This is a genomic window from Arthrobacter rhamnosi (assembly GCF_054510855.1).
Window position 1 is genome coordinate 355,821 of sequence record NZ_JBTNDT010000002.1, and the last position, 23,330, is coordinate 379,150.

The 23,330-nt window shown below is 70.9% G+C and carries 23 protein-coding genes; 17 read left to right on the plus strand and 6 right to left on the minus strand.

Annotation, left to right across the window (positions count from 1 at the left end):
* Positions 1–3: 3 nt before the first annotated feature.
* Positions 4–1,635, minus strand: coding sequence for a phosphoglucomutase (alpha-D-glucose-1,6-bisphosphate-dependent) (gene pgm, locus ACX80I_RS06040; protein WP_459344219.1), 1,632 nt, complete (start codon positions 1,633–1,635; stop codon positions 4–6).
* 168 nt (positions 1,636–1,803) lie between these two features.
* Between pgm and ACX80I_RS06045 the strand changes: the two genes are divergently transcribed.
* A complete protein-coding gene (locus tag ACX80I_RS06045; RefSeq protein ID WP_459344220.1) occupies positions 1,804–1,971 on the plus strand; it encodes a hypothetical protein in 168 nt (55 codons plus the stop codon).
* A 75-nt stretch (positions 1,972–2,046) separates the two neighbouring features.
* Positions 2,047–3,273, plus strand: coding sequence for a glycerate kinase (locus tag ACX80I_RS06050; RefSeq protein ID WP_459344221.1), 1,227 nt, complete (start codon positions 2,047–2,049; stop codon positions 3,271–3,273).
* Here the strand turns inward: ACX80I_RS06050 and ACX80I_RS06055 are convergent.
* Positions 3,263–4,786, minus strand: a complete 1,524-nt coding sequence (locus ACX80I_RS06055) for a long-chain-fatty-acid--CoA ligase (protein WP_459344222.1) — start codon at positions 4,784–4,786, stop codon at positions 3,263–3,265. The two genes, ACX80I_RS06050 and ACX80I_RS06055, sit on opposite strands and share 11 nt — an antisense overlap.
* A 130-nt stretch (positions 4,787–4,916) precedes the next feature.
* Complete coding sequence (locus ACX80I_RS06060) at positions 4,917–6,311, minus strand: amidase (RefSeq protein ID WP_459344223.1); 1,395 nt, start codon at positions 6,309–6,311, stop codon at positions 4,917–4,919.
* A 147-nt stretch (positions 6,312–6,458) separates the two neighbouring features.
* Here ACX80I_RS06060 and ACX80I_RS06065 point away from each other — a divergent pair, with 147 nt between their 5' ends.
* The 4 genes from ACX80I_RS06065 to ACX80I_RS06080 all read left to right on the plus strand — a co-directional run bounded on the left by ACX80I_RS06065 (position 6,459) and on the right by ACX80I_RS06080 (position 9,203).
* The gene (locus ACX80I_RS06065) at positions 6,459–6,785 is read left to right on the plus strand and encodes a rhodanese-like domain-containing protein (protein WP_301224394.1); all 327 of its coding nucleotides are present in this window, start codon (positions 6,459–6,461) and stop codon (positions 6,783–6,785) included.
* Positions 6,782–7,720, plus strand: a complete 939-nt coding sequence (gene pheA, locus ACX80I_RS06070; RefSeq protein ID WP_459344224.1) for a prephenate dehydratase — start codon at positions 6,782–6,784, stop codon at positions 7,718–7,720. The genes ACX80I_RS06065 and pheA overlap by 4 nt, the downstream gene beginning before the upstream one ends.
* A 73-nt stretch (positions 7,721–7,793) precedes the next feature.
* Positions 7,794–8,768: a DNA topoisomerase IB gene (locus ACX80I_RS06075; protein WP_459344225.1), complete on the plus strand. Its 975-nt coding sequence runs from the start codon at positions 7,794–7,796 to the stop codon at positions 8,766–8,768.
* 87 nt (positions 8,769–8,855) lie between these two features.
* Positions 8,856–9,203 carry a hypothetical protein gene (locus ACX80I_RS06080; RefSeq protein WP_459344226.1) on the plus strand — a complete coding sequence of 116 codons (348 nt, stop codon included), beginning with the start codon at positions 8,856–8,858 and terminating at the stop codon, positions 9,201–9,203.
* Positions 9,204–9,250: 47 nt separating this feature from the next.
* Here ACX80I_RS06080 and ACX80I_RS06085 read toward each other — a convergent pair whose 3' ends face one another.
* Entirely contained in the window at positions 9,251–10,399 is a 1,149-nt protein-coding gene (locus ACX80I_RS06085) for a diacylglycerol/lipid kinase family protein (protein WP_459344227.1), read from the minus strand.
* Between the two features lie 68 nt (positions 10,400–10,467).
* Between ACX80I_RS06085 and serS the strand changes: the two genes are divergently transcribed.
* Positions 10,468–11,748 carry a serine--tRNA ligase gene (gene serS, locus ACX80I_RS06090; protein WP_459344228.1) on the plus strand — a complete coding sequence of 427 codons (1,281 nt, stop codon included), beginning with the start codon at positions 10,468–10,470 and terminating at the stop codon, positions 11,746–11,748.
* A 45-nt stretch (positions 11,749–11,793) separates the two neighbouring features.
* The gene (locus tag ACX80I_RS06095) at positions 11,794–12,630 is read left to right on the plus strand and encodes an HAD family hydrolase (RefSeq protein WP_459344229.1); all 837 of its coding nucleotides are present in this window, start codon (positions 11,794–11,796) and stop codon (positions 12,628–12,630) included.
* A 17-nt stretch (positions 12,631–12,647) separates the two neighbouring features.
* Here ACX80I_RS06095 and ACX80I_RS06100 read toward each other — a convergent pair whose 3' ends face one another.
* On the minus strand, positions 12,648–13,277 hold the full coding sequence (locus ACX80I_RS06100) for a hypothetical protein (protein WP_459344230.1): 630 nt from the start codon (positions 13,275–13,277) through the stop codon (positions 12,648–12,650).
* 213 nt (positions 13,278–13,490) lie between these two features.
* Positions 13,491–14,057 (minus strand): inorganic diphosphatase, encoded by a 567-nt coding sequence (locus ACX80I_RS06105; protein WP_459344231.1) that lies wholly within the window; start codon positions 14,055–14,057, stop codon positions 13,491–13,493.
* A gap of 168 nt (positions 14,058–14,225) precedes the next feature.
* Here ACX80I_RS06105 and dacB point away from each other — a divergent pair, with 168 nt between their 5' ends.
* The 9 genes from dacB to folK all read left to right on the plus strand — a co-directional run bounded on the left by dacB (position 14,226) and on the right by folK (position 23,326).
* The gene (gene dacB, locus ACX80I_RS06110; protein ID WP_459344232.1) at positions 14,226–15,662 is read left to right on the plus strand and encodes a D-alanyl-D-alanine carboxypeptidase/D-alanyl-D-alanine endopeptidase; all 1,437 of its coding nucleotides are present in this window, start codon (positions 14,226–14,228) and stop codon (positions 15,660–15,662) included.
* Between the two features lie 79 nt (positions 15,663–15,741).
* Positions 15,742–16,872 carry an Rv3626c family coenzyme F420 biosynthesis-associated protein gene (locus ACX80I_RS06115; protein ID WP_459344233.1) on the plus strand — a complete coding sequence of 377 codons (1,131 nt, stop codon included), beginning with the start codon at positions 15,742–15,744 and terminating at the stop codon, positions 16,870–16,872.
* On the plus strand, positions 16,865–18,037 hold the full coding sequence (gene tilS, locus ACX80I_RS06120; protein ID WP_459344234.1) for a tRNA lysidine(34) synthetase TilS: 1,173 nt from the start codon (positions 16,865–16,867) through the stop codon (positions 18,035–18,037). Before ACX80I_RS06115 ends, tilS begins: the two co-directional genes overlap by 8 nt.
* A gap of 3 nt (positions 18,038–18,040) precedes the next feature.
* The gene (hpt, locus tag ACX80I_RS06125) at positions 18,041–18,592 is read left to right on the plus strand and encodes a hypoxanthine phosphoribosyltransferase (RefSeq protein WP_087072299.1); all 552 of its coding nucleotides are present in this window, start codon (positions 18,041–18,043) and stop codon (positions 18,590–18,592) included.
* Positions 18,593–18,769: 177 nt separating this feature from the next.
* Positions 18,770–20,827 carry an ATP-dependent zinc metalloprotease FtsH gene (ftsH, locus tag ACX80I_RS06130; protein WP_459344235.1) on the plus strand — a complete coding sequence of 686 codons (2,058 nt, stop codon included), beginning with the start codon at positions 18,770–18,772 and terminating at the stop codon, positions 20,825–20,827.
* A gap of 68 nt (positions 20,828–20,895) precedes the next feature.
* Positions 20,896–21,513 carry a GTP cyclohydrolase I FolE gene (gene folE, locus ACX80I_RS06135; RefSeq protein WP_459344236.1) on the plus strand — a complete coding sequence of 206 codons (618 nt, stop codon included), beginning with the start codon at positions 20,896–20,898 and terminating at the stop codon, positions 21,511–21,513.
* A gap of 9 nt (positions 21,514–21,522) precedes the next feature.
* Positions 21,523–22,434, plus strand: coding sequence for a dihydropteroate synthase (gene folP / locus ACX80I_RS06140; protein ID WP_459344237.1), 912 nt, complete (start codon positions 21,523–21,525; stop codon positions 22,432–22,434).
* Positions 22,431–22,838 (plus strand): dihydroneopterin aldolase, encoded by a 408-nt coding sequence (folB, locus tag ACX80I_RS06145; RefSeq protein WP_459344238.1) that lies wholly within the window; start codon positions 22,431–22,433, stop codon positions 22,836–22,838. Before folP ends, folB begins: the two co-directional genes overlap by 4 nt.
* A 59-nt stretch (positions 22,839–22,897) precedes the next feature.
* A complete protein-coding gene (gene folK, locus ACX80I_RS06150; protein WP_459344340.1) occupies positions 22,898–23,326 on the plus strand; it encodes a 2-amino-4-hydroxy-6-hydroxymethyldihydropteridine diphosphokinase in 429 nt (142 codons plus the stop codon).
* Positions 23,327–23,330: the final 4 nt, after the last annotated feature.

Genomic DNA, 23,330 nt, shown 5'->3' on the forward strand with positions numbered 1-23,330 from the left:
GGGTCAGCTGATGACGCCGTCCACCAGTGCCTTTGCCTCGGCCTGCACCTGCTTGAGGTGCTCCTCGCCGCGGAAGGACTCGGCGTAGATCTTGTAGACGTCCTCCGTGCCCGAGGGCCGTGCCGCGAACCAGGCGTTCTCCGTGGTGACCTTCAGCCCGCCGACGGGGGCGCCGTTGCCCGGTGCCTCCGTCAGCCGGGCGGTGATCTCCTCGCCGGCGAGGGTCGTGGCGGTGACGTCCGACGGCGAGAGCTTCCCGAGTGCGGCCTTCTGCTCGCGGGTCGCCGCGGCGTCGATCCGCGCGTAGACGGGTGCGCCGAACCGCTCCGTCAGCCCGAGATAGTGCTGCGACGGGGTCTTCCCGGTGACGGCGGTGATCTCCGAGGCCAGCAGGGCCAGCAGGATGCCGTCCTTGTCCGTGCTCCAGGGTGTGCCGTCGTGGCGCAGGAAGGACGCACCCGCGGACTCCTCGCCGCCGAAGGCGAGGTCGCCGGTCAGCAGGCCGGGCACGAACCACTTGAAGCCCACGGGGACCTCCTGCAGCACGCGGCCGAGGTCGAGGGCGACGCGGTCGATGATCGACGACGACACCAGGGTCTTGCCGATCACGGCGTCGGCGCGCCAGTTGGGACGGTGGGCGTAGAGGTACTGGATCGCGACGGCGAGGTAGTGGTTGGGGTTCATCAGGCCCGCGTCCGGTGTCACGATCCCGTGGCGGTCGGCGTCGGCGTCGTTGCCCGTCGCGATGTCGAACTGCGATGCCTTCCCGATCAGTGATGCCATGGCCGAGGGCGAGGAGCAGTCCATGCGGATCTTCTCGTCCCAGTCGAGGGTCATGAAGGCCCACTGCGGGTCGACCGTGGGGTTGACCACGGTCAGGTTCAGGTTGTGGCGCTCGCCGATGGCACCCCAGTAGTCCACCGACGCGCCGCCCATCGGGTCCGCGCCGATGTGGACGTTCGCGGAGCGGATGGCGTCCAGGTCGAGCACCGACGGGAGGTCGTCCACGTAGTTCTGGAGGAAGTCGTAGGAGCCGATCCCCTCGGCCGTCCGGGCCTGCGCGATGGGCATCCGCCGGACGTCGCGGAGACCGCCCTCGAGCAGTTCGTTGGCACGGTTCGCGATCCAGTTCGTGGCGTCCGAGTCGGCAGGGCCGCCGTGCGGGGGGTTGTACTTGAAGCCGCCGTCGCCCGGGGGATTGTGCGACGGCGTGATGACGATGCCGTCGGCCTGCTCCACCTTGACGGCGTTGTACGTGAGGATCGCGTGCGACACGGCGGGGGTGGGCGTGTACGCGCCCCGGGCGTCGACGAGGACCGTCACCCTGTTGGCCGCGAGGACCTCGAGGGCGGTGTTCTGTGCCGGCTCGGACAGCGCGTGGGTGTCCTTGCCCATGAAGAGGGGGCCGGTGATGCCCTGCCCGGCACGGTACTCGACGATCGCCTGCGTGATCGCCGCGATGTGCCCTTCGTTGAAGGACGACTTCAGCGACGACCCGCGGTGCCCCGACGTTCCGAAGGCCACGCGCTGCGCGGGATCCCCCAGGTCGGGCTCGACGTCGAAATACGCGTCGAGCAGTCTGGTCACGTCTACGAGGTCGCTGGGGAGGGCTACAGTGCCCGCTCGGTTAGCCATGGCCCCAGCATGCCAAAGAATGCGCCCGATTACACCCGCTACCCCGGGCCGGTCCGTCCCGTCCCCGTCGGGGGCCGGTCCTCGGGTACGGTTGCCCGCACCCGGACGATCAGTAAGCTGAGTATCAGCACCCAGCCAGGGGGCACAGGCATTCCGGAAGGCGGCACCATGAGCGAGAACCCCAGCGGAAACCCGAGCGGCGATCCCGAGGAGAAGGGCGCGGAGGAGGCCGGCAAGCTCGAGGAGCAGATGGCGGGCGGCTACGGCGGCCCGGGAACCGAGGAGGAGATCGCTCCCGACTTCGAGGCGGACAACGGCAGCGGCCCGGCCGACTGACCCGCACCCGACCCGTCCGGTCAGGTCCCTGACCCGGGCGGGTCCCGGGGCAGGACTGCCCGCTAGGGTGGACGGGTGACCACGACCGCGGCCCCGCGCCCCCTCAGGATCGTCATCGCCCCCGACTCCCTCAAGGGCAGCCTTCCCGCAGCGGAGGCTGCCCTCGCCATGGCTGCCGGCGTCACGGGTGCCGCGGCCCGGCTCGGCCATCCCGCGCCGCGCGTCGTGCTGGCCCCACTCGCCGATGGTGGTGAGGGCACGCTCGACGCGCTCCTCGCGGCCTGGAGCGCTGAACCCCGGACCACCCGGTGCCACGACGCGGCGGGCCGTGCCCGGACCGCGCGCTACGGCATCTCCGCGCCCCAGGACGGCGCGGGCGGGCCTCCGGTGCGGGGCGTCCTCGAGGCGGCGGAGGCCAACGGCCTGCCCCTCGTCGCCGACCTTCCCCTCGATGCACTCACGGCCACCAGCTACGGCGTGGGCGAGATCGCGACGCAGCTGCTCGACGACGGCGCGGAGGAGATCCTCCTCTGCATCGGCGGATCCGCGACGACGGACGGCGGAACCGGCCTGCTCTCGGCGCTCGGCGCCCGTTTCCTCGATGCCGGCGGGGACCCTCTGCCCCCGGGCGGCGGAAGCCTCGCGGCCCTCAGGACGATCGACACCGCCCATCTGCATCCCCGCGCGCGCGGGGTGCGCTGGCGCATCGCGGTCGACGTCGACAATCCCCTCTGCGGCCCCCGAGGTGCGGCGGCGGTCTTCGGTCCGCAGAAGGGGGCGACACCGGACGACGTCGCGGTCCTCGATGCGGGCCTGGCGCACCTCGCCCGCGTCGTGTCCGCGCAGACCGGCGTCGACGTCCTGGAGGTGCCCGGGACCGGCGCTGCAGGCGGCCTGCCTGCCGTGCTCGTGCCGTTCCTCGGCGCGGAGATCGTCCCCGGATCGGCCCTGGTGGCCGACGCCGTCGGGCTGGCCGCTGCGCTGGCGGACGCGGACCTCGTCCTGACCGGGGAGGGGTCCTTCGACTCGCAGTCCCTGGGCGGCAAGGTGGTGCAGGCCGTGGTCGAGAACGCCCCCGCCACCTGTGCCGTCGTCGCCATCGCGGGGCGCGTGCAGCTGAGCGCGGCCCAGGTCCAGGACGCCGGACTGGCGGCGGCGTTCTCCATCGCCACCGGGCCCATGGCGCTCGAGGAGCTGATCGGGGGCGCGGCCGCGCTGATGGAGGACGCCGCCGCGCAGGTCTACGGCGTCTTCGGCGGACGCCGCGGCCAGGGGACAGGCGGCCGAACGGCTAGACCCTGATCTCGCGCTTCAGGATCTTGCCCGTCGGCCCCTTCGGCAGGGCATCGACCAGCACCACGCGGCGCGGGTACTTGTAGGCGGCGACGCGGTCCTTCGCGAAGTCGGCGATCTCGGTCGCGAGTTGCTCCCGGGCTGCGTCGTCGGCCGGGGCGTGCTCGGCCTTGAGCCCGATGACCGCGACGATCTCCTCGCCGTGCAGCTCGTCCGGTACACCGATCACGGCCGCCTCCGCCACGGCGGGGTGCTCGTACAGCACCTCCTCCACTTCCCGCGGGTACACGTTGTAGCCGCCGCGGAGGATGATGTCCTTCTTGCGGTCCACGATGTACAGCAGGCCGTCCTCGTCCACCCGCGCGAGGTCCCCGGTGCGGAACCAGCCGTCGGGGATGGCCGCTGCCGTGGCCTCCGGGTTCTCCCAGTAGCCCTTCATGACGCAGTGGCCGCGGACGGCGAGTTCGCCGACCTCGCCCTGCGGCACCTCGTGGCCCTCGGGGTCCAGCATGCGCACCTCGACGCCGTCCACGGGCGTGCCGATGGAGCCGGGCTTGCGGAGGTGGCCCACGCGGTTGAAGCTGACGATCGGCGACGTCTCGGAGAGGCCGTACCCCTCCAGGAGGTCCGCGCCGAAGACGCGCTCGAACTCGTGCAGGACCTCGACGGGCAGCGCGGAGCCGCCCGAGACGGCCACGCGGACCGAGGACAGGTCGGTGGAGGTGACGTCCGGGTGGCGCAGCATCGCGATGTACATGGTGGGCACGCCCTCGAAGACGGTGACACGGTCCCGCGCGATGATCTCCAGCGCCTTGCCCGGCTCGAAGCGTGGCAGCAGCGTCACGGTGGCGCCGGTCAGGACGGCCGCGTTGAGGGCGCAGGTCTGCCCGAAGATGTGGAAGAACGGCAACCCGCCGAAGAGCACCTCGCCCTCCGCGGTCCCCATCAGGTCCCGGGAGATCTCGGTGTTGCGGGACAGGTTGGCGTGGGAGAGCGTGGCTCCCTTGGGCCGCCCGGTGGTGCCGGAGGTGTACAGCACGACGGCGGTGTCCTCGGCGTCGAGTTCCACGACGCCCGGCGTCGGCTCGGCGGCCGAGACGCGCTGCATAAAGGCGCCGCTGTCGACGGTCACCACCTGAACGTCGGTCCCCGTCTCGGCGCCCGAGGCATCGGCGCCCGCCTCCGCCTCGGCGAGGATGCCCTCCCAAGCGAAGACGACCCTCGCCCCCGAGTCGGTGAGGTGGTAGGCGACCTCGCGTCCCTTGAGGAGCGGGTTCAGCGGCACGACGACGGCGCCGGCCCGCAGGACGCCGTAGTAGATGAATGCCATCTGCGGAATATTGGGCATGATGAGGGCGATGCGGTCACCGTGCCGGACGCCCAGTTCCGCGAGGAGCGTCGCCACCTTCTGGCTGAGCACCTCGAGCGCCCCGAAGGTCACCTCGACGTCGTCGAGCTTGATGGCCACGGCCGAGGGGCTCCTCGTTGCGGTGGCCACGAGGTTGTTGGCGAGGTTCGACACGCGATCTCCTTTGATCTTCGATGTCCTGCAGCACAAGCACGGTAGGAAAGTTACCGGTGGGTAGCATTCTGTGCGATCGGGAACCCGCACGCAACAGGGTCGCCCTGCCTCCTGCCAGTGTGCCCTGCCGCTACTGCCGGAGGGCCTCGATCTGGGCTGTCACCGCGAGGAGCTGCGCTTCCTCCCCGGGGCGGCCGATGAGCTGCACGCTCATCGACAGGCCATCCGGGAGGCGCAGCGTCGGGACGGTCACGGCCGGCAGTCCGCAGACGTTCACCATGGACGTGTAGGGGGAGTACTGGCACTGCCGGAGGTAGTCGGTGTCGCCGTCGGCGTCCGTGTACCAGCCGAGGGGACGCGGCGTCATGGCCACCGCCGGGGTCAGGACCATGTCGTAGCGGGAATACTGCTCGATGGTCTCCTGCTCGAACTGCCGCAGGATGTCGACGGCCGCGGCGAGCTGTGCCGCGGTGCGTCCCATCGCCCTCCGGCGCAGCACCCGTGTGATGTCGGTCAGCCGGTCCTCGCGCTCGTCCGGGATCGGCGCGGTGGCGAGTCCCGCCGTCCAGACGAGCTGGAACGCGTCGTGGTAGCGGCGGTCGTACGTCAGGTCCGCCTCGACCACGTCGTGGCCCGCCCGCTGCAGCACCTGGATGCCGGCGGAGAACGCGTCGGTCGCGGCGCCGTCCAAGCTGATGTCCAGTGCGCCGGAGAAGGGCGACGCCGTGCTGACGCCGATGCGGAAGTGCCCCTCGGCGCGGAGGGCGGCCTCGGTGAAGGAGCCCTGGTAGCGTGACGCCGCACTCGTGGGGCGGTAGTTCGGCTCCCGGACGAGGGCGTCGAGGAGCAGTCCGGCGTCGACGGCCGAGTGGGCGAGCGGGCCGGCGACGACGAACTGGCCGAGGTCGGCCTGCCCGGAACCCGACGGGACGCGGCCGCGGTTCGGTTTGAGGCCCACCAGCCCCGTCGCGGCCGCCGGGATGCGGATGGATCCGCCGCCGTCGGTCCCCGGTGCGAACGGGATCATCCGCGCGGCCACGGCCGCGGCGCTGCCGCCCGACGAGCCGGCCGGGCTGAGCCGCCGGTCGAGGGGGTTGCGGGCGGGCGGGGCGATGCGGTTCTCGCTGTAGCAGCTCAGACCGAACTCGGGGACCTGCGTCTTGCCGAGGCTGATGGCCCCCGCGCGCCGCAGCACCGCGGCGAGCGGGGCGTCCTTCTCGGCCACGGCGTGATCCAGGGCCGCCGTGCCCAGCGTCGTCCTCACGCCGGCGACGTCGGTGAGGTCCTTGTGCGCGAGGGGCACGCCGTGGAGCGGGCCGAGGGCCACCCCGGAGGCGCGCAGCCGGTCGGCGTGGTCGGCGGCCCGGAGCGCGTCGTCGTGGGTGACTGTGAGGAACGAGCCGAGGTCCGGGTTGAGGGTGTCGACCCGCTGGAGGAAGTACTCGGTGACCTCGCGGGCGCCGACCGCCCCGCGCGCCAGCGCGTCCCGAAGGGTGAGGGCGGAGAGTTCGTGCAGTTCGGCCATGGGGACTCCCAGTCGGAGGCGGGCAGTTACGGGACCCGCTGCGCCGGAGGCCCCTCGGAAGACGACAAGGACCACTATGCCGCAGCGCGGTCCCGGATGGGCCCGTAGCAATGGCGGTGCCCGGCCGGCGCGTGAAAAGGTAGGCACATGAGCGAACTCCAGAACGTACCGGTGACTGCCGTGCCCGACGACGCGCGGCTCCTCGACGTCCGCGAGGACTACGAATGGGAGGCGGGCCACGCCGACGGCGCGCTGCACATCCCCCTCGACCAGCTTCCCGCCCGCCTCGGCGAGCTGGACCCGGACGAGGACCTGCACGTGATCTGCCGCAGCGGCGGCAGGTCCCAACGGGCTGCCGAGTGGCTCGAGGGCAACGGCTACACGGCCATCAACGTGAGCGGCGGCATGGGAGCCTGGCTCGAGGCCGGAAAGCCGATGGTCTCCGAGACGGGCAGCGAGCCCACCGTCCTGTGAGCGGTGCCACCACTTCCTCCTATGCCTACCTGGGGCCGGAGGGGACCTTCACGGAGGCTGCGCTGCTGCAGGTGCCGGGAGCCGAGTCCGCACGGCGCGTCCCGGCGTCGACGGTGGGTGCCGCCCTCGATGCCGTCCGGTCCGGATCCGTCGATGCCGCGATGGTGCCGATCGAGAACTCGGTCGAGGGCGGGGTGAGCGCGACCCTGGACGCCATCGCGGTGGGGGCGCCGCTGCGGATCCTGCGCGAGGAGCTCGTGCCGATCACCTTCGTGCTCGCCGTCCGGCCCGGCACCACGCTCGAGGCCGTCCGCAGGATCGGGACGCACGGCCACGCCTGGGCGCAGTGCCGCACGTGGGTGGACACCAACGTACGCGATGCGGAATACTTCCCGACGTCGTCGACCGCGGCCGCGGCCTACGGGCTGGTCGACGGCGAGGGCAGCTATGACGCCGCGATCTGCTCGCCCCTCGTGGCCGGGCGCCTCGGGCTGACGGTCCTCGCGACCGACATCGGGGACGTCACCGACGCCGTGACCCGCTTCGTGCTCGTGGGCCGGCCGGATGCCCTGCCGCCGCGCACCGGAGCGGACAAGACCACCCTCGTGATCCCGCTGCCGGAGGACCACCCGGGCGCGCTGATGCAGATCCTCGACCAGTTCGCGGCCCGGGGCGTGAACCTCAGCCGCATCGAGTCCCGGCCCACCGGCCAGTTCCTGGGCGACTACTTCTTCAGCGTGGACGCCGATGGCCACGTCGAGGACGCCCGCGTCGCCGATGCCCTCAAGGGCCTGCACCGCATCAGCCCGGGGCTGAGGTTCCTCGGGTCCTACGCGCGCGCCGACCGCCGTACGCCCGCCGTCGAGCGGCACACGTCCGACGACGCCTTCGGCGCAGCCGACGCCTGGCTCGGCGACATCCTTCGGGGCCGGTAGCGGGGCTATACGGGGAGGGCCGAAAGCACAGTAGGCTTACTATCGAAGGTCCCCTACGAAGGCTGGTTCCACGATGGCTCGATTGCGCCGCAGCAATACGCGCAGGCCCGGTATCACCCGTCGTCGCCACGGCAAGGGTTTCAGCTATCGCGCGCCGAACGGGGAACTGCTGCAGGACCGTGAGCAGATCGAGCGCATCCGGGACCTCGTGATCCCGCCGGCGTGGAAGGACGTGTGGATCGCGCCCTATCCGAACGGACACGTCCAGGCGATGGGCACGGATGACGCCGGGCGGCGCCAGTACATGTACCACCCCGCCTGGCGTGAGCAGAAGGACCGGGAGAAATTCGACCGCGCCCTGGACTTCGGTGCGAAGCTGCCGAGTGCCCGCCGCGTCATCACGCAGCACCTGCGCAGCGACGGCGTCCACCGTGAACGCGCCTTCGCGGCGGCACTGCGGATCGTCGACTCGGGTGCGCTGAGGATCGGGTCGGCGCAGTACGCGGAGGAGAACGGGTCCTTCGGCGTGACCACGCTCCTCGTGGAGCACTGCACCATCGAGGGGGACCTCGTCATCTTCGACTTCCCCGGCAAGAGCGGTCAGCACTGGGGCACGCGCCTGGAGGACGAGGACCTCGCCCATGCCCTGCGACCCATGATGGAGCGCGAGGACGCCGACACCGTGCTCGCCTACCAGTCGGAGGACGGCAAGTGGCACCACGTGGACGGTTCGCAGCTCAACGAGTTCCTGCGGCAGGTCACCGGCGGGCCCTTCACCGCGAAGGACTTCCGGACCTGGCAGGCGACCGTCGTCGCGGCGATGGCCCTGGCGAAGGAGGACCTGAAGGCGACGAGCCGCACGGCGCGCCAGAAGGCCGTCAGCGCCACCATGAAGGCTGTCGCCGACCACCTGGGCAACACCCCCTCCGTCGCCCGGAGCTCCTACGTGGACCCCCGGCTCGTGGACCGCTTCATGAGCGGGGAGGTCATCCCGATCACCACGTATTCCGCCTCCGAGAAGGCCGTGCAGGAACTCCTCCGCGACTGACGACCCGCATGTTCAACTTTCCCGTTCGTCAGTACGCTGGCAGCGGGCGCCCAACGAGGAGCGCATCCTCCGACGAAAGGAAGCATCATGACCGAGAACGCTCATGGAGGACACATCGTGAACCCCAACGAGGGTGACGGCTCGACGTCCGATCCGAACTGGCGGGGCGACATCGGCGACCAGGGTAACGACGTCCGTTTCGCCGAGGAGCAGGCCCTCATCAACGAGCAGGCCGGCCGCGCCGACCGCGACACGTCGGTGGACGTGGACGCCGCCGAGGAAGAGGGCCAGTACACCAGCACCGAGCCGGCCGGGGCATCCGGGGGCTACACCTCCTCGCAGGCCCCCGAGGAAGAGGGCGAATACACCGACAAGGACAAGCCGCTCATCGACGAGCCCGAGGGCCAGGGCGAGTACACCGACCGCGACCGGTAGGACCCCGGGCGGGAAGGTGCCGGGTCGGCGCGGGCGGAGCGCCGGGGTCAGCGCCGGGAACCCCGCCGCATCCGATCCAGGCCCTGCTGCCAGCTCCTGTGCCAGTCGGGGATCGGCAGCGGAGGCCCTGATGGTCCGGGAGCCGACGCCGGCACCCGGACCATCAGTGCGCCCGGGTCCACCCGGGCGGTCAGTGAGGTGACCGCTCCCGAGGGGTCGCCGTCGAGCTGGGTGTCGATCGGGTCCGCGGACCAGACCGTGACCTCCCGAGCCCGGTAGTAGCTGATGACGGGTATCGTCCCCCGGTGGCGCAGGAGGATCTTCGCGGCCATCCACGTCCAGCCCAGGAGGCTGCGGGGACTGAGCACCACCACGTCGAGGGAGCCGTCGTCGATCATCGCGTCGGGCACGAAGTCGACACCCGCCGGCAGCTTCCCGCAGTTGGCCACCAGGAGGCTGCGGACCTTCCTGCTCTGCGGGGGCTGGCCGTCGAGGCTGATCGAGATGCGCCGCCGCCTGCCGGGCAGGTGCCGCACGCCGGCCTCGCTGTAGGCGAGCCAGCCGAGCTTGTCCTTGAGGTCCTGCTTCGCGTCGGCCATCACGTTCGCGTCGAAACCGATGCCACCCATAACCAGGAACGGGTATTCGGAGATCACCGAGGTGCGGTCGTTGCCCAGCGTGATGCGGGCCATGTCGATCCGCCGCTCGGAGCCGTGCAGGGCCAGCCGGAGGCAGCCGGCGATGTCGTTGTACGGCAGTCCGAGGTTCCGCACCAGCAGGTTCCCGGTGCCGAGCGGCAGCAGTCCGAGGGCGGCGGGCTGGTGCGCGAGGGCCTCCGCCACGGCCCGCACGGTCCCGTCGCCGCCCGCGGCGATGACGACGTCGGCCCCGGCGTGCAGCGCCTGGGAGGCCTGACCGCTCCCGGGGTCCTCGATGGTCGTCTCGAGGACGAGCGGCGGCTCCCAGCCGGCGTCCGCGCACGCCTGCTCGACGAGGACACGCGTGAGATCGGCCTGCAGCTTGGTCGGATTGAGGACGAGCGCGACGCGCTGGGGACCCTCGGCGACGGGAACCGGTTCATGGACGGAGGCGGTGGGCGTACGGGTCTGCTGCAGGCGCCGGACCGACCAGTACGACTGGAGGGACGCGGCGGCCGCGGACGCCGCAGCGGTTCCGGCGAGCAGTTTGCGGCGCATGGTCACCCACAATAGCCCGCCTGCGGGCCGGGGCTGCCGTGCCCCGGGGTTTCGGTAGGCTTGGCCGTGTGATTGACGTCAACGACCTCCGCCGAAACCCCGAGCAGTTCCGAGCATCGCAGCGCGCACGCAGGGCGGACGAATCGCTCATCGACGCCGTCCTCGCGGCGGACACGAAGCGCCGGGAGTCCGTCACCGCGTACGAGACGCTCCGCGCCGAGCAGAACGCCTTCGGCAAGAAGGTGGCGCAGGCCAAGGGCGAGGAGAAGCAGGCCCTCCTGGCCGAGGTCAAGGAACTGGCCGCCGCCGTCAAGGCCGCCGCGGCCGCCTCCGAGGACGCCAAGGCCGAGCAGGAGACCCTCCTGCGCAAGCTGCCGAACCTCGTGCAGGAGGGCGTGCCCGAGGGCGGCGAGGACGACTACGTGGTCCTCCGGAAGGTCGGCACGCCCCGGGACTTCGCCGCCGAGGGCTTCGAGCCCCGCGACCACCTCGAGATCGGCGAACTGATCGGCGCGATCGACATGGAGCGCGGCGCGAAGGTCTCCGGATCCCGCTTCTACTTCCTCAAGGGAGTCGGCGCCCGCCTCGAGATCGCCCTGCTGCAGATGGCCCTCGACCAGGCGATCAGGGCCGGCTTCACGCCGATGATCACCCCTACCCTCGTGCGCCCCGAGACCATGCAGGGCACCGGCTTCGACATCGCGCACGACGCCGAGATCTACCGGCTCGCGGAGGACGACCTGTACCTCGTCGGAACCTCCGAGGTAGCGCTCGCCGGATACCACTCGGACGAGATCATCGACCTCGCCGCAGGGCCCGTGCGGTACGCGGGCTGGTCCTCCTGCTACCGCCGTGAGGCGGGGTCGCACGGCAAGGACACCCGCGGGATCATCCGCGTCCACCAGTTCAACAAGGTGGAGATGTTCACCTACACCACCGTCGAGGATGCCGCCGCGGAGCACGAGCGACTGCTCGCGTGGGAGGAGGAGATGCTGGCGAAGGTCGAGCTGCCCTACCGCGTCATCGACACCGCCGCCGGCGACCTCGGGATGTCCGCCGCGCGCAAGTTCGACTGCGAGGCGTGGGTCCCGACGCAGGGCGACTACCGCGAACTGACCTCGACGTCGAACTGCACCACCTTCCAGGCCCGGCGCCTGAACATCCGGGAGCGCCAGGAGGGGGAGGGCCAGAAGGGCACGCGGGCCGTCGCCACGCTGAACGGCACGCTGGCGACCACGCGCTGGATCGTCGCCATCCTCGAGCACCACCAGAACCCGGACGGCTCCGTGACCGTGCCCGCTGCGCTGCGGCCGTATCTTAACGGACTGGAAATCCTTCCGGTACTGTAGGCGCCGCCCCTACCGGGAACTCGGTGAGGTCTGGTTCACTGAACCATGAGCACTTTGATCAATGCTGGCATCGATGACCAGCAGGAGAACAGAAAGCGTCACCTCATCGCCCTCGACGTCGACGGCACCCTCGTGGATCACGAGGGGTCGATGACGGAGGAGGTGCGCGACGCCGCGCAGGCCGTCATCGAAGCCGGGCACGACGTCATCATCGCCACGGGCAGGTCCCTCGGGGCCACGCTGCCCGTGATCCGGCTCCTCGGCATCAGGGGCGGCTACGCCGTGTGCTCCAACGGGGGAGTCACCCTTCGGATCGACGATGCGCTGCCCGAGGGCTTCGAGGTCCTCGAGCGCGTCACCTTCGATCCGAAGCCAGCACTCACCGCGCTCCGCGAACGGCTGCCCGCCGCGAAGTACGCCCTGGAGGACGATCGCGGCAGGTTCCTGTCCACGGAGAGCTTCCAGGACGCGAGTTTCGGTTCCGAGGCCCAGAGCGTGGACTTCGAGGAGATGGTCGAGAGCCGCGCCGTGCGCGTCGTCGTCTTCAGCACCGACAGCTCGGCCGAGGAGTTCGGTGAGGCCGTCGCGTCGATCGGACTGCACGGCGTGACCTATTCCGTGGGCTGGACCGCATGGCTGGACATCGCCGCGTCCGGCGTCACGAAGGCCAGCGCCCTCGAAGCCCTCCGGCAGCGTCTCGGGACGGCTCCGAGCCTCACCGTCGCCGTGGGCGACGGGCGGAACGACGTCGAGATGCTGCAGTGGGCCGGCCGCGGTGTCGCCATGGGGCAGGCCCCGGACGAGGTCCGGTCCGCCGCATCGGAGGTCACGGGAAGCGTGTACGACGACGGCGCCGCGAAGGTACTGCGCTCCCTCGTCTGACCGCGCCGGGATCCGGCTCAGTACGCGAGGCTCGCCTCGGGGAGGGACGCCGGGCCGTACGTGAGGTCAAGCAGGCGCGCCGCAGCGGGGCGGGTGGCCCACTCCTCCATCCAGTGGGACCGAACGACCGCGCGGCTGACGGCCTGCGGAGTGATACCCAATTCCTGCGCGATGTACTTCTGCTGGCCGCGGGCGCCGGGGGTCAGCAGGTCCAGGACGGCCCACTCGGCGTCGGTGCGCGTGTAGACGATCTGCCCGAGCAGCCGGAGGACCGCTTCGGCCTCGGCCGCGATCTCACCGTCGGGGCCTTCCACCGCCAGGGGTATCCGCTCGCCGGTCTTCCGGGCCCGGTCGACGGCGCGCCGCGCGTAGACGAGCCCGTAGCCCTCCGCGTCCACGAGGCGCTCGGGGACGGGCGGGGTGAGGCCGCCGACCCCGATGCCCACGTGCCAGCGCCGGGAGCGGATGGCCCTCAGCGCCGCCTCCACGGCGACGGACGCCGAATCGACGACGCCCTGCACCTCGTCGCCGACCGAGCGCTGGAACGGGACCGCGGCCGGGAGGTGCCGGAGCACTTTCAGCAGGTCGTCCACGAGGTCGCCGACCTCGCGCGAATCGCGCTGGTTGATGGTCAGGACGTAGTGCATGGCATCAGTATGGACGCCGGATGGACGAATCAACCTCTTTGCGTTGATTCCCGCGCCGGTTCGTGCCGACCCCGTGGCGCTCTGTGCCGGAGCGCTGGAGCCCGCTCCGCCCGCAGGCACCCCGCCGATCCTTCCCCCGCACCATCAGGAGTTCCCGGCACCCGCCCTGCGGGCGTCCGGGAACTCCTGATGGCGCTGGTGCTACCGGTGTTCCTAGCGGCCCTCGGGGGTCTCCGTGGCGTTCCTCGCCTCGACGTCGACACTGCGGCCCTGCGGCTCGTCCTGCGCGCTGGCCTCGCCGATCTCCTGGAAGCGCTTGAGCGACGCCTCGACCTCGGCCTCGGCCTCCTCGCGGCCCGCCCAGTCGGCGGCTTCCACCCATTTGCCCGGCTCGAGGTCCTTGTACTTCGTGAAGAAGTGCTTGATCTCGTCGAGCAGGAAGTCCGAGACGTCCGACAGTTCCCGGATGTGGTCGAAGCGGGGATCGACGGGCACGCACAGGACCTTGGCGTCTCCGCCGCCGTCGTCGGTCATGTTGAACACGCCGATGGGGCGCGACTCGACGAGGACGCCCGGGATGAGGTCGAAGTCCTGCAGCAGGACCAGCGCGTCCAGCGGGTCGCCGTCCTCGCCGAGCGTGTTCTCGAAGTAGCCGTAGTGCGTGGGGTACTGCATGGCCGTGAACAGGACGCGGTCGAGGCGCAGCCGGTGGGTGTCGTGGTCGATCTCGTACTTGACGCGTGAGCCCTTCGGGATCTCGATGGTGACGTCGAGCTTCATGGCAACTCCTGGGGATGGGTGGGGCAGTAGACCGGCAGCGGCTCCCGCGGGAGGCGCGCTGCCGGTCTACTGTTTAATCGTCAGCCCTAACATATCGGTCGGCCCCCGGTACCAGAGCATTTCCTCGTGGTTTCAGTGCTGCTCCGCAACGCCTTGCGAAAGGACACCATGCGCCCGCTCCGCCTGCTGGGGGGCCTCCTCCTGGTCCTGGTGATGGTGGCGGCCGCGGTGCCCCTGGCCACGCACCTCACGCCGGCCGTCCTGGCCGTGGTCGATCCGCAGCCGTCCGTCCCGCCTCCGGTTCCCCCTCGGCTGCAGGTCCCGCCGACGGCCGTCGCCGTGCCCGACGTCGTCACACCCCTCTCCGTCTCGGCGCCCGCGCCGGACCCGGCGGTGCTGGGCCCGCAGCTCGACGAGGCGCTGCAGATCCCCGGCGCGGGCAGCTTCGCGGGCACCGTCGTCGACTCCGCGGACGGGCGGGTCCTCTATGCCAGGGATGCCGACCGCCTGCAGCCTCCCGCATCGAACATCAAGCTGTTCACCGCCGTCGCGGCCATGACCTACGCGCGGCCCGGGCAGACGCTGGCGACATCCGTCCTCACCTCGGAGGACGCCCCCGAAGCGCTCTACCTGCGCGGGGGCGGTGACGTCCTCCTCGGTTCCGGGCTGTCCGATCCAGGCGCCGTGGTCGGGCGCGCCGGCCTCGGGACGCTCGCCGCCGGGACTGCCGCCGCCCTGCCGGACGGGTCCGGGCCCTACACCGTCTACCTCGACGACACCTTCCTCGAGGGCGGCACCCTCAGCCCCACCTGGGCGGAGGGGGACGTGGAGTCCGGTGAGGTCGCGCCGCTGTACGCGCTCGCCGTCAATTCGGCGTGGCTCGAGGAGGGGCGTTCCGAGGGCCCGCGCTCGCAGGATGCAGCCCTCGACGCCGCCCGGACCTTCGCCGCCGCCCTCGTTCCGGCCGCCGCCGAACGCGGCATCACCGTCCGTCCCGACGTGCAGCGCAGGCCGGCCCCCGAGGGGGCGGAATCCCTGGCGGCCGTCGACTCGGCGCCGCTCGCCGACCAGATGCGCCACATGCTGGAGGTCTCCGACAACTACCTGGCCGAGGCCCTGGCGCGCGTCGCCGCGGCCGAGAGCGGGAGGCCCGCGTCCTTCGGTGGCGCCACCGACACCCTCGCCGCCGCCGCTGCCCGGCTGGGAGTTCCCGAGGAGGGGCTCAGCATCGGCGACGCCGCCGGACTGTCCGTCCGCAACGCCGTCTCGCCGGCCCAGCTCGCGGAGCTCGTCCGCGGGACCACGACGTCGGACGAGCCCGGGCTCGCCGCCGTCGCCCGCTCCCTGCCCATCGCGGGCCTCACCGGGACCCTGGCGACGCGGTTCACCGCCGACGACGGGCCCACGGCCGGTGGCGCGGGGACCGTGCGTGCGAAGACCGGGACGCTCAACGCCGTCACCGGCCTCACCGGCCACGTCGTCACCGCCGACGGGCGCCTGCTCGTGTTCTCCTTCCTCGCCGCAGGACTGGAGGGCACCACGGCAGAGGCGCGGGACGCTGCGGACCGGGCGGCCGCCCTCCTGGCGGGATGCGGCTGCCGCTAGCCCGTTCGCCAGCAGATGAAGCACGGCCTCCGCCCGATCCCTGGGCCCTGCCGGGAGGAGGATGTGATCGAATAGGCGCATGAACGAGCCCGCAGCACCCCGCCCACAGCTGGTCAACTGGGACGTCGCGGCCTCCACCGCGGCCTCCCTCACGCCCGCAGGGCCCACCATGAAGCCGGCGGAGATCGCACGCGCCGTCCAGAACATGCGCGAGCTCGCGGACGCATCGGTCGGCCACGTCCACACCATCTCGAGGCTCGACGCCGCACGGGACCTCCGGGACTCCGAGCTGCTCATCGTGGACCGCGCCTCGTGGTCCAGGGCCAACTCGCAGAGCTTCCGGACCCTGATGGAACCGGCCCTCGACCAGCTCGCGGCATCGCGCCCCGACGTCCTGAAGTCCGCGTCCCTGGCCCTCGGCGGAACCGTCACCGGGGCACAGCTCGGAGCCATCCTCGCCTTCCTCTCGAGCAAGGTACTCGGCCAGTACGATCCGTTCGTGCCCTCCCGCAACGGGCAGGGCGGGCGGCTCATGCTGGTGGCGCCCAACATCATCTCGGTGGAGCGGGAACTGAACGTGGATCCGTCCGACTTCCGCCTCTGGGTGTGCCTCCACGAACAGACGCACCGCGTGCAGTTCGCCGCCGCGCCCTGGCTGAAGGACCACATGACCAGCTCCATCGGGCAGCTCACCTCGGGCCTCATGGAGAAGGCGGATTCCCTCTCGGAGCGACTCGGCGCGGCCGTGAAGAACATCGCGGCCGGCAGGGCGCGTGCCCGTGGCGAGGGCACGACGCCGGACGGTCCGCCCGCGCAGGACATCGGGGTGCTGTCGATCCTGCAGGACCCGGACGACAAGGCGCGCCTGTCGCACCTCACCGCCGTCATGAGCCTCCTCGAGGGACACGCGAACGTGGTGATGGACGGCGTCGACGGGAGCATCGTCCCGTCGGTCAAGACCATCCGCCGCCGCTTCAACGCCCGCGGCAAGTCCCGGGGCCCGCTCGAGAAGGTCATCCGGCAGCTCCTGGGGCTGGACGCCAAGATGCGCCAGTACAGCGACGGAGCCAAGTTCGTCCGCCGCGTCGTCAGCCAGACCGGCATGGACGGCTTCAACGCGGTCTGGGACTCCGCGGAGCACCTGCCCACCGAGCGCGAGATCCACGCCCCCGACGAATGGATCGACAGGATGAGCCTGCGCCGTGGCTAGGCGCCCGCGCCTGCTTCCCGCGGTCGGCACCGCGCGCAACCTGCTCGCAGCGAGCCTCGAGGGGCTCCTGGCCGATCCGGTACAGCGGCGCCGCGGGACCGGCGACGCGATGACTGCCCCCGCCGCGCGCGAGGCGGCCGGCCCGCCCGCCGGCGACCATGCCTCGGATCCGACCGGCCTGCCCCTCGTCCTCGTCGCCTGCAGCGGCGGCCCGGACTCGCTCGCACTCGCGGCCGTGGCGGTACATTTCGCGCGGACCGCGCAGTGCCGTGTCGGCGCCGTCGTCGTCGACCACGCCCTTCAGCCCGGTAGTGCCGCCACCGCAGCGGAGGCCGCCCGAACGGCACGGGAGCTGGGCCTCGACCCGGTGGAGGTGCACCGCGTCGCCGTGGACCGGGAGGGCATGGGCCCGGAGGCCGCGGCGCGGAGCGCCCGCTATGCCGCGCTGGACGACGCCGCGGAGCGGCTCGGGGCATCGGCGGTCCTGCTCGGGCACACGCTCGACGACCAGGCGGAACAGGTGCTCCTCGGCCTGGCCCGCGGGTCCGGCACGCGGTCGCTCGCCGGCATGCCGCCACGCCGCGGACTCTACGTGCGTCCGTTCCTCGAGCTGCGCCGCGCCGACACCGAGGCCATCTGCGACTTCTACGGACTCGACCCGTGGCACGACCCCACCAACCGCGATCCGGCCTTCGCCCGGTCGCGGGTGCGCGGCGAGGTCCTGCCGTTCCTCGAGGAGCAGCTCGGCCCCGGCATCGCCTCCGCGCTCGCGCGAACCGCCCGCATCCTCGGGCAGGATGCCGACCACCTCGAACACCTGAGCTCCGAGGCGTACGCCGCCCTGAGGGTCGAGGGGGACGACGGGACCCTGCTGCTGCCGGAGGAGGGCCTGAAGGTGCTGCCCGCGGCGCTGAGGCAGCGGGTCCTCGCCCTCGCCGCCCTCGAGCTCGGAGCCTTCCAGCCGAGCTTCGAGCGGCTCCGGGCCGCCGAGTCGCTGCTGGACAGGAAGGGCTCGGCCGGACCCGTGCAACTGGGCGGCAAGGTGAGCGTCCACCGGCAGGTGCGGGGGCGCGCGGTTCTCCGGGGGGAACCAAGCTATGGCAATCTTGTCCTTAGCAACAGTGGCCCCGGCGTGAAGCAGTCGCGTCGTCCGACCCAGGAGTAATCGGTGGATTCCAACGACGTCCAGTCAGATCTCAAGCACGTCCTCTACACCAGGGAGGAGATCCAGCAGCGGATCAACGAACTGGCGGAGCAGATCGATGCCGACTACCAGGGCCGGGACATCCTCCTCGTGGGTGTCCTCAAGGGTGCGGTCATGGTGATGGCAGACCTCGCCCGCGCTCTTCACTCCCACATCACGATGGACTGGATGGCGGTCTCGTCGTACGGCTCGGGGACCCAGTCGTCCGGCGTCGTGCGCATCCTCAAGGACCTCGAGACGGACCTCATGGGCAAGCACGTCCTGATCGCCGAGGACATCATCGACTCCGGCCTGACCCTGTCCTGGCTCAAGGCGAACCTCCTGTCCCGCGGCCCCGCGTCCGTCGAGATCTGCACGCTCCTGCGCAAGCCCGACGCCGCGAAGGTCGATATCGACGTCAAATACGTGGGCTACGACATCCCCAATGAATTCGTCGTCGGGTACGGACTCGACTTCGCGGAGAAGTACCGCAACCTCGATTTCATCGGCACGCTGGCGCCCCACGTCTACGAATAGGACGTTCCCCCGCTGCATGCCCGTACTACGCCAAGAGGGAACTATCGGCGCAATCCGCGCGTGGTGAATCGCAGACGGTGTATATGTTGAGGTGCTTAAAGGGCACCGGCACAGCAGTGCGCCCGCACATTGTTACTTGCATCAGCAGGAGGGACAGGGCTTGCCGCCCTGAGACGTATGAAATTCAAGAATCTCTTCAAGGGGCCCGTCCTCTGGATCGTCCTGGCAGTCGTGGCGCTCCTGCTGGTCCTCCCGAGTCTTTTCGGCACGGGCAGCTCACGCGTCGACACCAACGTCGGGCTCCAGCTCCTCCGGGATGACCAGGTCTCGCAGGCCAAGATCTACGACGGCGAGCAGCGCGTGGATCTCACGCTGCGCGAGGACTACGAGGACATGGGCAAGAGTGTCCAGTTCTACTACAGCACCGCCCGCGCCGAGAGCGTGGTCGACGCCATCAACACCTCGGACACGGACGGCTTCACCGACCAGCCCGCCGAGAGCAACTGGCTGCTCAGCCTCGCCGGCCTGATCTTCCCCATCCTGATCCTCGGCGTCATCTTCTGGTTCCTGCTCAGCCGCATGCAGGGCGGCGGCTCCAAGGTGATGCAGTTCGGCAAGTCCAAGGCCAAGCTCATCTCCAAGGACATGCCCCAGGTGACGTTCAACGACGTCGCCGGCGCCGACGAGGCGGTCGAGGAGCTCCTCGAGATCAAGGAGTTCCTGCAGGAACCCGCCAAGTTCCAGGCCCTCGGCGCCAAGATCCCCAAGGGCGTCCTCCTGTACGGCCCTCCGGGCACCGGCAAGACCCTCCTCGCCCGGGCAGTCGCCGGCGAGGCCGGGGTCCCCTTCTACTCCATCTCCGGCTCCGACTTCGTCGAGATGTTCGTCGGTGTCGGCGCCTCCCGTGTCCGGGACCTGTTCGAGCAGGCCAAGAACAACTCGCCCGCCATCATCTTCGTGGACGAGATCGACGCCGTCGGCCGCCACCGCGGCGCCGGCATCGGTGGCGGCAACGACGAGCGCGAGCAGACCCTCAACCAGCTCCTGGTCGAGATGGACGGCTTCGACGCCACCACGAACGTGATCCTCATCGCCGCGACCAACCGTCCGGACGTCCTCGACCCGGCGCTCCTGCGACCCGGGCGGTTCGACCGCCAGATCGGTGTGGAGGCCCCCGACATGAAGGGCCGCGAGCACATCCTCAGCGTGCACGCCAAGGGCAAGCCCATGACCTCCGGTGTCGATCTCAAGGCCGTCGCGAAGAAGACCCCCGGCTTCACCGGCGCCGACCTCGCGAACGTGCTCAACGAGGCCGCGCTCCTCACGGCGCGTTCGAACGCGCAGCTCATCGACGACCGCGCACTCGACGAGGCGATCGACCGCGTCATCGCCGGACCGCAGAAGCGCAGCCGGGTGATGAAGGAGCTGGAGCGGAAGATCACCGCGTACCACGAGGGCGGCCACGCCCTGGTGGCGGCAGCGCTGCGCAACACGGACCCGGTGACGAAGGTGACCATCCTGCCGCGCGGCCGCGCCCTCGGGTACACCATGGTCATGCCGAGCGACGACAAGTACTCGGTGACGAGGAACGAACTGCTCGACCAGCTCGCCTACGCCATGGGCGGCCGGGTCGCCGAGGAGATCGTGTTCCACGATCCCTCCACCGGCGCCTCCAACGACATCGAGAAGGCCACCGGGACCGCGCGCAAGATGGTCACCCAGTACGGCATGAGCGAGCGCATCGGCGCCGTGAAGCTCGGACAGGGTGCCGGCGAGCCGTTCCTCGGCCGCGACATGGGCAGCGACCGCGACTACTCCGACCGGATCGCCCTCGTGGTCGACGAGGAGGTCCGCCGCCTGATCGACAACGCCCACGACGAGGCCTACCAGATCCTCACCGAGAACCGGGACGTGCTGGACCGTCTCGCCCTCGAACTGCTCGAGCGCGAGACGCTGAACCAGGCCGAGATCGCGGAGGTCTTCACGACCGTCCGCAAGCGCGACCTGCGCGAGGTGTGGCTGTCGAAGCAGACCCGCCCCGTGCACTCGCTCCCGCCGGTCACCTCCCCGAAGGAACGCGCCGAGGCCCTCGAGAGCGGCCGGCCCGCCCCCGAGTCCGTCGCCCCGCAGGACCAGATCGCCGACGCGAACATCCCCAGCGACTTCGACGTCCAGGGCTCGGAGCTGCCGTCGCCGGAATCGGGCGACGGCCCCAGGGACGGCCGGGACAGCTAGTCCCGCAGCGACACACCGGCAGCGACAGGGCCGTCGGTGAGCAGTGCCCGAGCAGAGGGAGATGACCCGTGACTGATTTCGACGACGAGGTGGTGGAAGCCGCCCTGGTGGCTGTCGGATCGCCCGTGGACCAGGACCGCATCCAGCGGGCGGTCCGGGAGATCCTCGCGGCGATCGGGGAGGACCCCGACCGTGACGGCCTGCTCGACACCCCGAGGCGCGTGGCGAAGGCGTACGCGGAGATGTTCGCCGGCCTGCACCAGGACGCGGGGGACGTCCTCTCGACCTCCTTCGACCTGAACCACCAGGAACTCGTGCTGGTGAAGGACATCCCGTTCTACTCCACGTGCGAGCACCACCTCGTGCCGTTCCACGGAACCGCCCATGTCGGCTACATCCCGTCCGAGGACGGCCGGGTCACCGGCCTGAGCAAGCTCGCGCGCCTCGTCGAGGTCTATGCGCGGCGCCCCCAGGTCCAGGAACGGCTGACGACGCAGATCGTCGATGCGATGATGGAACACCTGAAACCCAAGGGCGCGATCGTCGTCATCGAATGCGAACACATGTGCATGTCGATGCGCGGGATCAGGAAGCCCGGCGCGAAGACCGTCACGTCCGCCGTCCGCGGCCAGATCCGCGAGACGGCGACGCGTGCCGAGGCCATGAGCCTCATACTCGGAAGGTAGGACACCCCTATGGATTCTCTCGCCGCAGCGCCCGGAACAGGGCCGTCGACCTCGCCGCTGCCGGTGATCCGGCCCGTCCGCGTGGCCAAGGCCGTCGGGGACCTGCCCGCGGACCGCGCCGTCGTGCTGGGGATCCTGAACGTCACCCCCGACTCCTTCAGTGACGGCGGCAGGTACGCCACCACCGACGACGCGATCGGCCACGGCCTGCGGATGCACTACGGCGGCGCGGACATCATCGACGTCGGCGGTGAGTCCACGCGCCCCAACGCCCGGCAGGTGCCGGTCGAGGAGGAGCTGACCCGGGTGCTTCCCGTCGTGGGGGCACTCGTGAAGGCAGGGGCCCTCGTCAGCATCGACACCATGCACGCCGAGACCGCCCGGCAGGCCCTCGACGCCGGGGCGGCCATCATCAACGACATCTCGGGGGCGGAGTACGATCCCGCCATGCCGGCCCTCGTCGCCGAGCGCCGCGTCCCGTACATCCTGACGCACCGCCGGGGGACCGCGGCGACCATGGACGGCCTGGCGCACTACGACGACGTCGTCTCCGAGGTGGCGGCGGAACTCGTCGACCTGCGGGACCGCTTCGTCGCCGCGGGGGTCGCCGCCGACCAGATCATCCTCGATCCGGGACTCGGCTTCGCGAAGAGGGACGAGCACAACTGGGCGATCCTCCGGGACCTCGACGCCTTCACCGCGCTCGGCCACCGCGTGCTCGTCGGCGCGTCCCGCAAGCGGTTCCTCGGCACGCTCCTGACCTCGGCCGGAAAGGCCGCCGCGCCGGCCGAGCGCGACTACGCCTCGCTCGCCGTCGCCGGCCTGGCCGCGGCGGCAGGCGCCTGGGGCGTGCGGGTCCATGACCCTGCCGCGACGCTCGACGCCGTCAAGGTCGCCGCTGCCATAGGCCCGCGACGGTGAGCGGACACCCCGCGCCGGGCCGCACCGGTTCCCCCTCGGGCCTGCTCGACACGGTGGAGCTGGCGGGTATCACCGCCAAGGGCTACCACGGCGTCTTCGACCACGAGCGCCGCGACGGGCAGCCCTTCGTCGTGGACCTCGTGCTCCACCTGGATCTGCAGCCCGCGGGGACCAGCGACGACCTCGCCCGCACCGCGCACTACGGCGAGGTCGCCGAACTGGTCCACGGCATCATCGGGGGCGCACCCTTCGACCTCATCGAAGCCCTCGCCGAGACCATCGCCGCCGCGGTCCTGGGCTCCTTCCCGGTCGCCGCCGTCGACGTCACCGTCCACAAGCCGAAGGCCCCCATCGCGGTGCCGTTCGGCGACGTCGCCGTGACCCTGCGCCGGAGCCGGGCGTGAGCACCGTGCGGTCCGTGCTCGCGCTGGGCAGCAACCTCGGTGCCAGCAGCGACACCCTGATGCTGGCCGTCGCCGACCTCGTGGAATCGGAGCACGTGCGCCTCCATGCGGTCTCGCCCGTGGTGCGGACGAAGCCCGTGGGAGGCCCGGAGCAGCCCGACTACCTGAACATGGTGGTGGAGGTGGAGACGGACCTCGGCCCGTACGAGCTCCTCGCCCACTGCCAGGCCGTGGAGGACAAGCACCACCGCAAGCGCACGGTGCGCTGGGGGCCCCGCACGCTCGACGTGGACATCATCACCTACGGGACCTGGACGTCCGACGACGAGTCCCTGACGATCCCGCACCCCCGCGCGGCGTCGCGCGCCTTCGTGCTGCAGCCCTGGGCCTGGATGGATGCGGGAGCCGAACTGGCAGGCCGCCCCGTGGCCGAGCTGGCCTCGGAAGCCGAGGACATCGCCGGCCTGGTGCCCTTCGAGGAAGTCTAGGACG